Raw genomic sequence first — 14,299 nt, 5'->3', positions numbered from 1 at the left:
TAATGATATGGGAAAATTAGTAATAGGAATCGACTATGGTACCGATTCGTGCAGGGCATTGATTGTCAATGCGGAGTCGGGAGAAGAGATCGCGGTATCGGAATCGTATTATCGGCGGTGGAGGAACGGATGGTATTGCGATCCGTCGAAGAACCGCTACCGTCAACATCCGCAGGATTATATCGATTCGCTGGAAGAAGCCCTTCGCGGAGCGGTGTCTCAACTTCCTGCCGGAGCGGCGGAAGATATTGCCGCTTTGGGAATCGATACGACCGGCAGTACGCCCTGCCTGACGGACAGGAGCGGTACGCCGTTGGCTTTATTGCCGGAGTATGCGGAAGATCCAGATGCCATGTTTATCCTTTGGAAAGACCATACCTCTATCCGCGAAGCCGCGGAAATAAATGAGTTGGCGCATCGCTGGAACCCCGATTTCACGGCCCTTTCCGGAGGTATTTATTCCTCCGAATGGTTTTGGGCTAAAGCGCTTCACGCGTTGCGGGAAAATGAAAGCATCCGGAAGGACGCGTATGCCATTATCGAGCATTGCGATTGGATGCCGGCATTGCTTACCGGTCGGTTAAGGCCCGAAGAAGTCAAACGCAGCCGATGCGCCGCGGGGCATAAAGGGATGTGGGCGGAAGAGTGGGGCGGTTATCCGTCGCAGGAGTTTCTTTCACGGCTCGATCCTTTGTTCGACGGTTTTGCCGGGCATTTGAGCAACGAAACCTACACCGGCGACATCCCGGCCGGAGAACTCACCCAAGAGTGGGCGGAACGCCTGGGATTGCGCAAAGAGATAAAAGTGGCCGTGGGCATCATCGATGCGCATGCCGGAGCCGTCGGAGCCGGAATAAAAGCGCATACGATGGTTAAGATTGTCGGCACGTCGACCTGCGATATTGTGGTTACTCCGAAGGAAGATATGAAAGAGAAGTTTGTCCCCGGCATCAGCGGGCAAGTCGATGGCTCGGTTATTCCGGGATATATCGGTTTGGAGGCGGGGCAATCGGCTTTCGGCGATATCTATGCCTGGTTTAAGCACCTTCTCTCATGGACGTTGCAGGGTGTTGAAGCCGGCGAAGCGCTTATTTCGCGTATCTTGCCGGCTCTTAATGAAGAAGCGTCGAAACTTACGGTGATGGAAAACGATCCGGTGGCTTGTGATTGGTTCAACGGCCGTCGCACGCCTTATGCCGATCAAAAATTACAGGGCGGCCTTTTCGGATTGACATTGGGCACGACGCCGGCGCAGATTTATAAAAGTCTGGTAGAAGCGACGGCTTTCGGTTCGCGGGCTATAATGGAACATATTGAAAAAGAAGGAATCGAGATTGCAGAGGTTATCGGAGTAGGGGGTATTTCCCTGAAATCGCCCTATGTAATGCAAACGTTGAGCGATGTGATGGGCGTTCCTATCAAGATAGCCGCTACACAACAAGCCGGAGCGTTGGGTGCGGCTATAGGCGCTTCGGTAGCGGCCGGTTGTTTCGACTCGGTGCAGAACGCTCAAAAGGTTTTGGTACAAAAACATCTGACCGTATATTATCCGCAAGATAAACATCGGAAAGTATATGATGTACTCTATAACCGATACCTTAAAGCCGGAATTTTTATGCAGGATTTCCGGTAAAAGATAAGCGAGGGTACCGTTTCGAACGATGCCCCCGCTTTAAATATTTCACATAAGAGTAAGAGAGAATTTGTTATTAAACAATTTCTACCAGCGGTACTCCTTCTTTCACTACATCCCCTGCCTGAACGAATATACGGCGCACGGTTCCGGAAAGTTCGGATGTGATGTCATTTTCCATCTTCATCGCTTCAAGAATCAGTAAATTGTCACCTTTCTTTACTGTCTCGCCTTCTTTTACGAGGACTTCGATAATATTACCCGGCATCGGGCTCTGAATATATTGTCCTTTCGGTCCTGAAGGTTCGGCATCCTGAACGTGTTGCTGTTGCGAAGCCTGCGACTGTTCGCTTTGTTGCGTATGGCTACCGCCATTTGCTTCAAATTCTTTTTTGCGCAGATTTCTTAAGAAATTGGTCGCCACCGCAGGGAACAATTCGAGCAAAAGTTGATCTTTTTCATCTTTTGCCAAGTGAACGCTTCCGTATTCTTCCAAAACAGGATTGTCCTGACTTTTATAAGTCGAAGTATCGTAAGGCGTTTCTTCTCGAGTGCCGGCAATTTGCAAGCGGAATTCGGGATTCACCGGGACGGGGGTTTTACCATATTCCCCTTTTACAAGAGCCACAAATTGGTTGGAAGCATTGGCATATTTCGGCCGTCCGTTTTTCAGGTTTAAAGCCGAACTTACCGCTTGAGCTCCTACAATTTGACTGGTAGGAGTTACCAATGGAGGTAACCCTGCATCCAACCGGACACTGGGGATGAGCTTCATGGCGTCATCCAAAATGTCCAACGAATTGAATTGCTTTAATTGAGCAACCATATTCGTGTACATACCTCCCGGAATTTCGGCGTTCTTAACACGCTCATCGGCTTTCGGGAAATTGAAGTAAGTTTCAATAGCGTGGCAGGCGTCCAATAGAGCTGCTTCGTCATTACGTTTAGCCGCTTCGATAGCTTTATCGAACTCTCTGTCGATTTCAGCGGGCAGGGTATCCGTAAGCGGATTGAATGGTTTCGGGAATTGTTTTACGGCATCGTAAGGATCCAATTCCTTGCGTATATCGAACAACTCCTTGTTGATCTTGGCTACCGCTTCCATGTTTACATCCAATTCGACACCTAGTTTTTTACAGAAAATGTAAATTAACTCAAGCGCAGGCGCTGCGGGTCCTCCGGCGAAGTTCCAGATAACCGTATCAACGATATCGGCACCGTAAACAATGGCGGTAAGTACCGCTGCAAGGCCGTAACCGGGGGTGCAATGCGTATGGAAATCGACCGGAACGTTGATATGCTTTTTGAACAGTGGTATCAAGGCTGCTACGCGCGAAGGAGGAATAAGCCCGCTCATATCCTTGATGGTGATCATATCGGCTCCGAGGGCAAACATTTCTTTCGCTTTATTGAGGAAATACTCGTCGGTAAACACCGGGTTGTGCTTGGGTTTCGGAGTTTCTTCTTTTTTGGAGAACAGACCGAGGAATCCACCCTTTTTCGTTTCTTCCTGCGGGTCGTCATCATATTTCGGATCGACCGTATAGCAAACGGCGCAATCGGCCATTCCTCCATATTTCTTAATCGACTTTACACTCGATTTGATGTTGTCTACGTCATTCAGGGCGTCGAAAATACGCATGATGTTGAGTCCTGAAGCGACGGCATTTTTAAAAAAACCGTCGATAATTTCATCGGGATAGGGAGCATATCCGTATAAGTTCCGTCCTCGGGAAAGGGCCGTCAGTTTAGAAACATTCCCTACTGCGGCATGTATTTTTTCAAGCCGGTCCCAAGGGTTTTCATTCAGGTAACGCATTACCGAATCGGGAACAGCACCTCCCCAAACCTCCATTGCATAGAAGTTGGCATCCTTATAATACGGCAATACCCTGTCGACTTGCGACTGGTTCATGCGCGTAGCAAAAGCCGATTGCTGACCATCTCTCAATGTGAGATCTCTGATTAAAAGTTTCTGATTCATATCAAACTTGTCTTTCTTAAAATATTATTAATGTAAAATACATAACAAATTCGCATCAACTTAGTTTTAAAAAAAACTTTTAAAATAGAATTTAATGCTTTTTAGAGTTCATTTGAGAAGCAAACTCCACAACAAGCTTACGGTCTTCGACATAAATACCTTTTAAGGCTTTTACTACCTGCCGCGCATTTTGCTCGGGAACTTCGAAAAAGGAAAAGTTCTTCATCAGGTCGATCCGTCCCACGCGTACTTTGCCTGGAACATAGTCGTTGAGAAAACCCATTAGGTTGGCCGGATTGGCGCCATCGATTTTTCCTATATTGATAAAGAGACGGGTATATCCTTTTTCGGGCTGACGGTTATTTTTATCCCCTCTGTCGTATTTATCCCCCCGTTCGTTTTTCCGGTTGCGGGTACGTTCGTTTTTCGAATAGGATTGTTCGGAAGGTTCTTCTATTTCCTCGGCCTTTTGATAATAGTCGATCAAGCGGTTGAATTCGAGCGAAACGACACGCTTTATGACATCTTCCTTATCGAGCCAGTCGAGTTTACGGAAGATGGAAGGAAGCAAACGTTCTATTTCTTCTTCGTTGACTTTTACTTTTTCAATCTTATCGACGAAGTTGAACAATTGTTTTTCGCAGATGATGTCGCCTGCAGGAATATTTTCCTTTTCGAACTTCTTATTGATAGTCTTTTCTATCTGTTTGATTTTCCCTTTTTCCTTGGTGTGGATGATGGAAATGGATGTACCCGCTTTTCCGGCTCGTCCCGTGCGTCCGCTGCGGTGGGTGTATACTTCCAAGTCGTCCGGCAGGCCGAAATTGATGACGTGGGTAATATCGTCGACATCCAAACCGCGGGCGGCAACGTCGGTAGCGACTAAGATCTGGAGGTTTCGCTGGCGGAATTTGTTCATTACATAATCGCGCTGCGCCTGCGACAGGTCGCCGTGAAGCGAGTCGGCGTCGTAACCGTCCTGAATAAGTTTGTCGGCGATTTCCTGCGTATCTTTGCGGGTGCGGCAAAACACGATGCCGTAAATATTGGGGTAATAATCCACAATCCGTTTCAGGGCGAGATATTTATCTTTTGCATGCACCATAAAATAGATATGCTTCACGTTTTGCGCCCCTTCGTTTTTACGGCCGATAATAATTTCGACGGGATCGGACATGTATTTTTTGGTGATTTTGGCAATCTCCTGGGGCATGGTAGCCGAAAAGAGCAACATGCTGCGGTCTTGCGGCACGCTGGAAAGGATTTCATCGATACTTTCGGTAAATCCCATGTTGAGCATTTCGTCCGCTTCATCGAGGATGACGGTGTGTACGTTGGCGAGGGACACCGTTTTACGCTTAATCAAGTCGATAAGGCGTCCGGGAGTGGCGACAACGATTTGGACGCCGCGCTTCAGCGTTTTTATCTGGCTTTCGATACTCGATCCGCCGTAAACGGGAAGGATTTTGAGGCCTTTGACATATTGCGAAATCTCGGTGAGGTCGCCGGCAATTTGCAGGCACAGCTCACGGGTAGGGCAAAGAATCAGCGTTTGGGGAGATAATAGTCCGATGTCGGTTTTCTGGATGACGGGGATGCCGAAAGCGGCGGTTTTACCGGTACCCGTTTGCGCTAAAGCGATAATATCGCGGGTATTGCTTAATAGTTGCGGGATGACTTGCTCCTGCACGGGCATCGGTTGTTCGAAACCCATTTCCTGAATTGCCCGCAATATCTCGGGAGCAACTCCTAGTTGTTCAAATGTACTCATCTGTTTTTTGTTATATTAATTGGTGAAAGTATCCCAAACGATCTCTCTACCCCCACATAACGACGAAAGAAAAGATGAGAGGAGCGCTCGATAATACGTACGTTTTGATTAAAAAAAGAGAAATGCGGCACATAGGCTGCTCATCCGTCCGGATGGAAGGATCTAGATAACCCTGATTGAAATCAGGTGCAAAAGTAGTTAAATATATTTATATCACCAAAGTTAATAAGGATAGAGCAAGTATTTTTTTAATAAAATCTTTTTGCCGGAACCCACATTCAGTTCTTTTTCCAAATAGTTATCGACCGAGCCATACTGTTGTTTAATGTGGTCGATGACATAATTGATGTAAGCCCTGTTCACCGAAAGCATGGCCGTAATGGCTTCCTGCATATATTCGGGAAGACTTTGTGCGTTTTCGACCGTTGCGGATATGTCGATCACACGGTTGGAAAGGAGATAATCGTCTTGTATCACATTTTCGGGAACGCCGATGGCATAGAGGATAAAATACGAAGCAAGGCCTACCCGGTCTTTGCCGAGTGAGCCAGTTAGGAGTATGGGATAATTACCCTCATCGATAAGGATGTTAAACATTTCGGAGAATGCGGGTTTGTAGTTTTCTACGATTCCCACGTACGATTCCTGTACAAAGCGGATGGCATCGCTGCGGTTAAAGTCTTCGTCGCGAAGCTGCTCATCGAGTTTTTCGGCGTCCATCAGGCTGATGGGTACCGCTATCCGGCGTATGCCGGGATGCAGGAGAATGGGATACTTCTTCGCCGTTTTCTCCGAGCGAAAGTCGATAATGGTTTTAATGCCTAACTTTCGGATTTTGTCTTGATCGGCGAGGGTGGCGGTTGAGAGATTCCCGGAACGGTAGATTCTGCCCCATCGCATTTGTTTGTTATCGGAAGTGAAATAACCGCCCACATCGCGAAAGTTCTTAATTTCATCCATTTCGATGATGCGGTTGGCGACGATTCCGGAATTGGCCCCTTTTGTTTTGAGAAGAAAATATTCGCGGAATCCCGATTCGGAAGGGTTTATCAGGGCCACCTGATCGGTGATTTTATACGATTGGAGCGAAGCGAAGTCATTGAGTGAGCTGTCGGAAGGCGAGGAGTAAATCGCTATTTCCCCCTCCTGGTCGGGGCTCACTTCCCACTTCAATAAATAATCGCCGTCGGTATTTTTTTCAACCACGGATGATATTTTTACCGTAGAGATACATCCTGTCGAAAGAGCCGACAAGACGAGTAGGGATGATATGAAATATAGTTTCCTCACTGTTTTTTTTATTAGTAACAAGCAAATATAGTCAAAACATTGTTTCTAAAAGCCATTGAAATGTATATTAACAATAAATGGGCGATATGAAACTTTTTTTTGCGACTGTACGCCTCCTTCTGACTTCCCCAAAAAGGGTTCTGTATTTATCCGTCGCTGTTTGTGTTTTTTGAGGTGACGGCCGACTTGCGGAAGTCGGATATTAATTTGTATTTTTGCGCCGGCATATTAAACGGATATGGGAAAGTTTCAGACTTTATTGAATAATGAAAAGACGAGCGGGTTTGTACTGATTGCGTGCACACTGTTGTCGTTGTTCATGGCTAATTCGGGCTTCGGGGAAAGTTATCAGTCCATCTGGACTTTTCCCCTGGGAGCGCATTCGGCGGAACATTGGATTAACGACGGATTGATGGCTGTCTTCTTTCTGTTGGTCGGGTTGGAGCTGGTCGATGAATTATACCGGGGGAGGCTTTCCTCTTTCCAAACCGCCATGCTTCCTTTGTCGGGGGCGTTGGGAGGTATGTTGCTTCCGGCCGCGATTTATTTGATGTGGAACGCCGGTACGCCCACCGCATCGGGCTTCGGCATTCCGATGGCGACCGATATTGCTTTTGCTTTGGCTTTTCTTTCGCTCATGGGCAACCGCGTTCCTCCGGGATTGAAAGTCTTTTTGATGGCGTTGGCCGTTATCGACGATCTGGGAGCGATTATCGTGATCGCCGTCTTTTATTCGTCGTCCATCGACGGGATGTTTCTCGCGCTGGCCTTAGGCTTGTTTGCGCTGTTGTTGCTGTTGGATAAAGTTTTTCATGTGAAGACATTGGCCGTTTACCTGATAGGAGGGATTGCGATGTGGTATTGCATGCATTATTCGGGAGTGCATGCTACCATTGCCGGAGTGCTGTTGGCCATCACTATTCCGAACAACAGGGATCTTACACAAAGTCCCGCGGTGCGGTTGCGGCACGCATTGCATTATCCGGTGTATTTCTTTGTTTTACCGCTTTTTGCTTTGTCCAATACGGCGATATCGCTTGATGGCGATTTGTTCGGCACATTCCATGAACCGTTTGCCGAAGGCATTCTATTGGGATTGGTCGTGGGTAAGCCGATAGGCATTACATTCTTTTCGTGGTTATCAGTAGGTGTGGGGCTATGCCGTCTTCCGTCGGGAGTGAAGTGGAAGCAATTGTTCGGCGCGGGATTGTTGGGCGGAATCGGTTTCACGATGTCGATTTTTATCACGTTGTTGGCGTTCTCGGGGAATAATCATTATGTAAACGGGGCCAAATGGACGATTATGCTTTCGTCTTTATTGGCGGCTGCGGCCGGATTAGTGTGGCTGTCGTTCGTCTTGCCGAAGAAACAAAAAAAGGAACGCTAAAAGGATGTATCGCCCCGAATGAAAATCGATTTATTCATACACCGGAGTAAAAAAACAGGCCGTCCGGTTCCTTCTCCGTCGCGTTTGCCTATTGATATTGTATGTAAATAGGTTGAGGGCTCAGTTTCAGCAATTCCTGCGGGGTGAGCATGCGGTTCGGCGGACGTTTGACGTCGTTTTTGTAAAACAACTTGAAGCCGGTGAATTGCACGGGTTCTTTTCGCACATATTCGCGATAGGTATCGTACTTGAGTTGAGGTCCTCCCCATCCGTCCATATCCATCACGATCTGAACTTCCGGGCGCAAAAGGATATTGCGGTAGTTGGTCACCATGCCGCGGGTAAAACGGTGCACGACCAGTATCTTCGGCGGCAGGTTGTGTTTCTCGACTAATTCCGCCAAATATTCCGAACAGAAATTAATATCTTCGGCGTCATAACTTCCGATCTTTTTCCCCGGCGGAGTGCCGTCCTTCATCGAAAACTCGGGATCGATGCCCAAGTGCACATGCGGCAGTTTGAGATATTCTTCCAGTAAGGCCACTTCGTCCCGCACCGTGCTCAACGCCACCTGTATATCGAGGAAGACGAGGGCGTTCCCCATCGCAGCAATGGCCATCACGGAATCGATTTGCTGCGCGGGCATGCGATAACGGTACTTCCCATCGTTCCACGGGGAACCTTGCGCCACCACGGCGATATAATGCACCGCGGGGACGACCGGCGTCTCCGGGTCGGCCTCTTCCCAAGCCTTCACTTCTCTGTTCAGGCGCGTCCACACTTCTTCGGGAGGATATTCCCCTAAGATACCCATGTTTTTCGAATATAAATTGCCGTAATAGGCCACGACCCTTTTAAAAGGCAGGATAGCTCCTTCAAGAGGCAGCGGTTGTTGGCTTACCGGCCATAGGCCCGTCGTGTCGCCGTTGGCATTGTACGTGAGCGCTTGTGCGTATGCAGCCTCGTCCACGTTCTGGCGAATCGTATCTTCTTCCACGGTATCGGATACCGGCGCTTCCGGTGCTTCCGGTGCTTCCGAGACGATAGAATCAGATGTTAACAGCGTATACGGGCGTTTTTTATTTCCGTCGCAGGATGATAAAAAGAAGCAACTCAGCGAGAGCAGGACGGCAGCTACTCCAAAGCGCAAAGGAAAAAGGGGGTAATGTCGCATTCGAATGAATTTTCATGCAAACATATGCAAAAAAAATTGATAATCATGTAAAAGATGGAAGAAAGATGGAGAAGAGATGGAAAACGGGACTCCGGGTGAAGAGGAAATTTATTCAATGGCGATGCGGTAAAATCGGATGGTGAAGATTATCTTTGCGGAAAGAAAATAAAAAACGATTGAAAATGAAGCAACAAATCCAATACATTCGGCTTATTGCCGGTATTATCGCCGTCGGAACAATCTTTTCATGCACTTCCAGCAAGAAGACGTCAGCCGATGCGTTGTCGCCGCAACAGGATATCGATAGCGCGCAAGCGGTGATTGTTACCGATACGTTTGTCTTGCCCGACATACCGGCGACCCTCACCCATCCCGATGTTCGTGCCGCCTATTTAGTCATGCATTATTGGGATCGGTTCGACTTTGCAGACCGTGAACTGGTGCAGCGTCCCGAAATAACCGAACAGGCTTTCGTCAACTATATCAATATCCTCGGTTACGTTTCTCCGGAAAAAACCGGTGAATCGCTTGCCTACACCTTGCAAAAAGCGGCGGCCGATACAACCGTTTACGTTCATTTTGCGTCGCTCTTCGAAAAATACCTCTATGAATCCAATTCGCCCTTTCACAATGAGGAATTGTATCTTCCGGCGCTTCGCTTGCTGGCGCCTTCTCCTTTGTTGAGGCCGGAAGAAAAAGCCCGCTATGCCTTTCAACTCGATATGGCACTTAAAAACCGGGTGGGCGATAAAGCCGCCGACTTCCCCTACACGCTTCCTTCGGGAAAATCGGAGAATTTGCATTCCTTGAAAAGCGAGTATCTGTTGTTGATATTTTCCGATCCCGCTTGTGAAACGTGTGTCGAAACATCGTCTCGTATCGCCGCTTCTCAGCCTGTTAACGATGCTTTCTCGATGAATACCCCGTCGCGTACCCTGCTTACCATTCTCACGGTCTATCCCGGTACTGACAAACAACTTTGGCGCGACCATCTGTCCGGTATGCCTTCGGGTTGGCTGCATGCGTACGATAAGGATATGCGCGTGCAACAGCAACGACTGTATGACTTGAAAGCCATGCCGGCGATCTATTTGCTGGATGCCGATAAACGGGTGTTATTGAAAGATGCGTCGGTGGAAGAAATCGGCCGTTTTTTTTCAAAGCCTCGTTAGCATAATACCGGGTTTCCGTCCTGTCAGAACCCAGCATGGAAGCTCGAAGCGACACCCTCGGTTACAGGCGGTTACTGTCTTTTTTAACATCCTGTAGGATTTATTGTGTGGAAAAAATTTCGCCGTAACGAAAAGAAACGTACTTTTGCAAGCTTAAAAAGAAGACTTTTAGCGAAAAGTCATTAGAATTAAGGGCTTTGGCAAGCTGCGCGAAGTAGCGGCCAAGCTGAGTTACTAACCAAAATATTTTTTTATGAAGTATGTGAACTTTTGTCTTTTAGCAATCGCTTCGCTTGCGCTATCGGCCGGTTCGGTTAACACCGACACCCTTTCAACGGGATATTATCCGGGTGAATTAATCCCTTCTCTCGTTCTGAAGGATGATCAAGGGAATCTCCTCGACCGCGCTGAGTATAAAGACAAAAAAGTAGTGGTGAACTTTTGGGCCGCTTACGATGCCCGCTCAAGAGCAAACAACGTTTTGTTGCATAATTATTTGAAGCAAAACTATCCGGATGTCGAACTGCTTTCTATCTCTTTCGACAGCAATGATAAGGTGTTTGAGAAAACCGTACTCTTGGATCAATTGGATCGTCATTCGCAGTTTTGCGATACCCTCGGGATGCGCTCTGATATTTTCCGGGATTTTAGGTTGAAGAAAGGGTTCAAAAACTACTTGGTAGATGAACAAGGAAAGATTATCGCGATGAACGTCTCGCCGCAGGAGTTGCAAGAGGTTCTTTCGAAAAGCTGAAATAGAAAAACGGACGGGGAATAAATCCTGCGTCCGTTTTTTGTTTTCATCAACCCGATAAGGGATTATTTACTTTTGCCTTGGTTGGCTACGGCATCCATCAATTTTTTAATCACTTCCGGATCGCCCAGAAAATAATCTTTTACCGCCTTCAGGTTATCGTCGAACTCGAACACATACGGAATGCCGGTAGGGAGGTTCAAGCCCGGTATATCTTCATCCGAAATATTTTTCAGGTGTTTTACAATACCGCGAAGGCTATTGCCATGTGCGGCAACAATAATTTCGTCATATTCTTTCAAGCTGGGAAGGATGGTCTCGTTCCAGTAGGGAAGAATGCGGGCAACCGTATCTTTCAGAGACTCGGTCAAGGGAAGGTCGTTTTCATTCACGCCCTTGTAACGCGGGTCTACAAACGGAGAGCGTTCGTCGTCTTTGGCCAATGCCGTAGGGGGGACATCATAGCTTCTGCGCCAGATGTGCACCTGCTCGTCACCGTATTTCTTAGCTGTTTCCGCTTTGTTCAGTCCCTGCAAAGCACCGTAATGCTTTTCGTTCAGACGCCATGATTTCTCTACCGGTATCCAATCGAGATTCATTTCATCCAGCACGATATTCAATGTTTTTATAGCCCTTTTCAGATAAGAAGTATAAGCTTTTTCAAAATGGAAACCTTCTTTTTTGAGCAGTTGGCCTGCTTTGTGCGCTTCTTCCACTCCTTTTTCCGAAAGATCCACATCGGTCCATCCGGTAAAACGGTTTTCCTTGTTCCAGGTACTTTCGCCGTGGCGAATCAAAACAACTTTTTTCATATTTACTTGTCTATTATTAATTTGAAATCATTTTATGCGATTGCAGGACAAAACTAATGAAAATCATCGTAAGTTCCGAATTTTTTGAAATCATTTTTTAGCTTTTTGATATTCTCTCTTTTTTATCTGCTCCCTGTTGAATATCGATTGTTACTCTTAATGTGATAGGCACGGAATTTTGGCTTTTCGGGGGTGTCCGTGTTCTGTAAGGAGTACGCGAGTTCGACCTAAAGAAGGAATAAAATTATTAAAATAAAGGGGTTATGTTCATGCTTAAAATGCTGAATAAATTACAGCTAAATAATAAAAATCCGTTATTCATGAATGCAGAAATAGTGGAAATTTATTACATCGCCGATAAATTCTGCGAAGAAATTGAAAAATAATGGATGAACACCGTTATCAATAAAATGAGGAGTAATTTTAGCTGTTTTGTTCAAATGCAATATCATTCCGCCCGAAAAATAACTCTATTTAGCAATAATTTCCAGTAACTTTTCAATCTCCTGCCTGAGGTATCTGATTTCTTCTTTCAACCAAATAGTTTCTTCATTTTTGGTAGCGAAAAGTTCATTGACAACTTTTTGGGAAAAATAGTTGTCGCATATAGTTTTAAAGACTTCTATAACTTCTAGTCTTTCGCTTTTTTTAAAGACTCAAACTTCTCTCTTTCCTTCACCAGTTGTTTCTCATAGAACTCAACAATCTCCTCTAAGGGGAAATTATTAAAAGTATGATTGTTATTATTATTTACGGGATTTGTTACGCCACAATTCTCATAAAAGTTGTTCGTATTATTATATAGTACCGTTTCTTCGTTGTATTTCTTTAGTCCATCTGCGTTCACCCCTAATGCCGAAGCAATTTTTTCCAAACGGTCGTCATCAATTTTCTCCGTCTGTTCCATTTTTGAGACAGATTGGCTTGTTATTCCTAATCGATCGCCTAATTCGGCCTGAGACATTCCGCGAAGGTGGCGTACCCGTTCAATTTTTCTCCCAATGTGAACAGCATTGTCAAAATTTTTTGTTTCCATTTTTCACTTTAATTTATATATGGTTTATATTGAAAGCAAAGGTAATAAGAATCATTTATTTTTCAACAACTCGATTTTCTCATGTTCGCTTTGCAATAAACGTTCGTACAACTCTACAATTTTTTCAATGGGATTGATTTGTAATACAATTGCGGTTCCTCCTTCGGATATAGTAGCATCTTTATAACTATTATCAATATTATAAATAATCTTCTCAGCATCGAAGTCCTTAATTACTTCCGGAGATACACCTAATATCTCGGCAATTCGGGATAGTAATCCTTCTTCTATTTCATCTTGATTTTCGATCTTCGATACTTCCTGTTGGCTAATGCCAAGATCGGCTGCTAAAGCTTCCTGCTTCATCCCTAAATATGTCCGAACTCTTTGTACATTACGCCCGATATGCCTTCTGCTTACTTTTTCTCTTGACTCAGCAATCATTTTATTAAATTTATTAATAGGAATACGTTTCAGCAAAGGTAGTAAAAACCAACCAATTCAAAGTAAAAACCAACCTTATTTATTTTGACTCAAAATTCGGAACATTTAATTTTGCCGGCATGAATACATGCCGGTTATTGTTCGATGTGAGAACTTATCAGCCTACATTGTACCAATAAAACAAACTCGTGAAGTTTGCTTATAAATAACTAATTAATCAATTAAAAACAAAATCTAAGAATGAAAGAAGAGATTTTAAATTTAGTGAAAGGAATGATGTTTCTCTTAGTGTGGACCCTTTCCATATTTTTGTTTGCACAGGCCGTTACCGTGAAAGGGACGGTTACGGATGCAAAAGGAGAGCCTTTGATAGGCGTATCGGTAAAGATACAGGGAACAGGGATCGGCACAATCACCGATTCCGAAGACAATTTTATTTTATCGGACGCCCCTTCCGATGCCGTATTAGAGGTCTTGTATGTAGGAATGCTTTCGCAAACAGTTACGCTTGACGGCAAAACAACCCTGACTGTAGTGTTGCAAGAGGATACGGAAGCATTAGAAGAAGACGTGGTTATCGGCTATGGAACACAGAAAAAAGCAGATTTGATGGGTTCTGTTGCCAACATTAATATAGAGAAACTCAATACGCAAAGTAATGTTGGTATCGGGCAAGTATTGCAGGGTAAGATTGACGGTGTCGATATTGTATCACAAGGCGGTACTCTCGGCGGAAGCCCTCATGTAATGGTGCGTGGTATTGGCACATTGAATAATTCATCTCCTCTCTATTTGGTAAGTTGAGTACTTAAAATGACTTGTGGGGAATTTGTTGAAAGTTA

At 45.5% G+C, this 14,299-nt stretch carries 13 protein-coding genes; 6 read left to right on the top strand and 7 right to left on the bottom strand.

All coding sequences use genetic code 11. The annotated features are described in order from the left end of the window. The first annotated feature begins 7 nt into the window (after positions 1 to 7). On the top strand, positions 8 to 1,633 hold the full coding sequence (locus ABNK31_RS16475) for a ribulokinase (RefSeq protein WP_418893518.1): 1,626 nt from the start codon (positions 8 to 10) through the stop codon (positions 1,631 to 1,633). 76 nt (positions 1,634 to 1,709) lie between these two features. Here the strand turns inward: ABNK31_RS16475 and ABNK31_RS16470 are convergent, their stop codons facing one another. The 3 genes from ABNK31_RS16470 to ABNK31_RS16460 form a co-directional block, all read right to left on the bottom strand. Further along, complete coding sequence (locus tag ABNK31_RS16470; RefSeq protein ID WP_418893517.1) at positions 1,710 to 3,617, bottom strand: biotin/lipoyl-containing protein; 1,908 nt, start codon at positions 3,615 to 3,617, stop codon at positions 1,710 to 1,712. Between the two features lie 91 nt (positions 3,618 to 3,708). Next, positions 3,709 to 5,388, bottom strand: a complete 1,680-nt coding sequence (locus ABNK31_RS16465) for a DEAD/DEAH box helicase (protein ID WP_418893516.1) — start codon at positions 5,386 to 5,388, stop codon at positions 3,709 to 3,711. Between the two features lie 222 nt (positions 5,389 to 5,610). Further along, a complete protein-coding gene (locus ABNK31_RS16460) occupies positions 5,611 to 6,678 on the bottom strand; it encodes a tyrosine-protein phosphatase (RefSeq protein ID WP_418893515.1) in 1,068 nt (355 codons plus the stop codon). Positions 6,679 to 6,916: 238 nt separating this feature from the next. Here ABNK31_RS16460 and nhaA point away from each other — a divergent pair, with 238 nt between their 5' ends. Further along, a complete protein-coding gene (gene nhaA, locus ABNK31_RS16455; protein ID WP_418893514.1) occupies positions 6,917 to 8,065 on the top strand; it encodes a Na+/H+ antiporter NhaA in 1,149 nt (382 codons plus the stop codon). An 88-nt stretch (positions 8,066 to 8,153) separates the two neighbouring features. Here the strand turns inward: nhaA and ABNK31_RS16450 are convergent, their stop codons facing one another. Further along, a complete protein-coding gene (locus tag ABNK31_RS16450; protein WP_418893513.1) occupies positions 8,154 to 9,239 on the bottom strand; it encodes a hypothetical protein in 1,086 nt (361 codons plus the stop codon). Between the two features lie 182 nt (positions 9,240 to 9,421). Between ABNK31_RS16450 and ABNK31_RS16445 the strand changes: the two genes are divergently transcribed. Continuing rightward, complete coding sequence (locus tag ABNK31_RS16445) at positions 9,422 to 10,411, top strand: DUF5106 domain-containing protein (protein WP_418893512.1); 990 nt, start codon at positions 9,422 to 9,424, stop codon at positions 10,409 to 10,411. 253 nt (positions 10,412 to 10,664) lie between these two features. After that, a complete protein-coding gene (locus ABNK31_RS16440; protein ID WP_418893511.1) occupies positions 10,665 to 11,165 on the top strand; it encodes a TlpA family protein disulfide reductase in 501 nt (166 codons plus the stop codon). A gap of 65 nt (positions 11,166 to 11,230) precedes the next feature. On the opposite strand, the gene gpmA is transcribed toward ABNK31_RS16440, so the two are convergent. Further along, the gene (gpmA, locus tag ABNK31_RS16435; protein ID WP_418893510.1) at positions 11,231 to 11,977 is read right to left on the bottom strand and encodes a 2,3-diphosphoglycerate-dependent phosphoglycerate mutase; all 747 of its coding nucleotides are present in this window, start codon (positions 11,975 to 11,977) and stop codon (positions 11,231 to 11,233) included. A 263-nt stretch (positions 11,978 to 12,240) separates the two neighbouring features. On the opposite strand from gpmA, the gene ABNK31_RS16430 reads away from it, so the two are divergent. After that, positions 12,241 to 12,363 (top strand): hypothetical protein, encoded by a 123-nt coding sequence (locus ABNK31_RS16430; protein ID WP_418893509.1) that lies wholly within the window; start codon positions 12,241 to 12,243, stop codon positions 12,361 to 12,363. A gap of 245 nt (positions 12,364 to 12,608) precedes the next feature. On the opposite strand, the gene ABNK31_RS16425 is transcribed toward ABNK31_RS16430, so the two are convergent. Together ABNK31_RS16425 and ABNK31_RS16420 are read right to left on the bottom strand one after the other, a co-directional pair. Next, complete coding sequence (locus ABNK31_RS16425; RefSeq protein ID WP_418893508.1) at positions 12,609 to 13,013, bottom strand: helix-turn-helix domain-containing protein; 405 nt, start codon at positions 13,011 to 13,013, stop codon at positions 12,609 to 12,611. Positions 13,014 to 13,064: 51 nt separating this feature from the next. After that, positions 13,065 to 13,457, bottom strand: a complete 393-nt coding sequence (locus ABNK31_RS16420; RefSeq protein ID WP_418893507.1) for a helix-turn-helix domain-containing protein — start codon at positions 13,455 to 13,457, stop codon at positions 13,065 to 13,067. Between the two features lie 240 nt (positions 13,458 to 13,697). Between ABNK31_RS16420 and ABNK31_RS16415 the strand changes: the two genes are divergently transcribed. Then, entirely contained in the window at positions 13,698 to 14,261 is a 564-nt protein-coding gene (locus ABNK31_RS16415; RefSeq protein ID WP_418893506.1) for a carboxypeptidase-like regulatory domain-containing protein, read from the top strand. Positions 14,262 to 14,299: the final 38 nt, after the last annotated feature.

This window comes from Limibacterium fermenti (assembly GCF_041902845.1).
Classification (GTDB): Bacteria; Bacteroidota; Bacteroidia; order Bacteroidales; family Dysgonomonadaceae; genus Limibacterium; species Limibacterium fermenti.
Note: the sequence above shows the minus strand (reverse complement) of the source record. Positions and strands in the feature narration are given on the sequence as shown.

Excerpts from the sequence above, each read along its gene's own strand:
- ABNK31_RS16475 (WP_418893518.1), top strand. The coding sequence starts at position 8 with ATGGGAAAATTAGTAATAGGAATCGACTATGGTACCGATTCGTGCAGG.
- ABNK31_RS16470 (WP_418893517.1), bottom strand. The coding sequence starts at position 3,617 with ATGAATCAGAAACTTTTAATCAGAGATCTCACATTGAGAGATGGTCAG.
- ABNK31_RS16465 (WP_418893516.1), bottom strand. The coding sequence starts at position 5,388 with ATGAGTACATTTGAACAACTAGGAGTTGCTCCCGAGATATTGCGGGCA.
- nhaA (WP_418893514.1), top strand. The coding sequence starts at position 6,917 with ATGGGAAAGTTTCAGACTTTATTGAATAATGAAAAGACGAGCGGGTTT.
- ABNK31_RS16450 (WP_418893513.1), bottom strand. The coding sequence starts at position 9,239 with ATGCGACATTACCCCCTTTTTCCTTTGCGCTTTGGAGTAGCTGCCGTC.
- ABNK31_RS16445 (WP_418893512.1), top strand. The coding sequence starts at position 9,422 with ATGAAGCAACAAATCCAATACATTCGGCTTATTGCCGGTATTATCGCC.
- ABNK31_RS16440 (WP_418893511.1), top strand. The coding sequence starts at position 10,665 with ATGAAGTATGTGAACTTTTGTCTTTTAGCAATCGCTTCGCTTGCGCTA.
- gpmA (WP_418893510.1), bottom strand. The coding sequence starts at position 11,977 with ATGAAAAAAGTTGTTTTGATTCGCCACGGCGAAAGTACCTGGAACAAG.
- ABNK31_RS16430 (WP_418893509.1), top strand. The coding sequence starts at position 12,241 with ATGTTCATGCTTAAAATGCTGAATAAATTACAGCTAAATAATAAAAAT.
- ABNK31_RS16425 (WP_418893508.1), bottom strand. The coding sequence starts at position 13,013 with ATGGAAACAAAAAATTTTGACAATGCTGTTCACATTGGGAGAAAAATT.
- ABNK31_RS16420 (WP_418893507.1), bottom strand. The coding sequence starts at position 13,457 with ATGATTGCTGAGTCAAGAGAAAAAGTAAGCAGAAGGCATATCGGGCGT.
- ABNK31_RS16415 (WP_418893506.1), top strand. The coding sequence starts at position 13,698 with ATGAAAGAAGAGATTTTAAATTTAGTGAAAGGAATGATGTTTCTCTTA.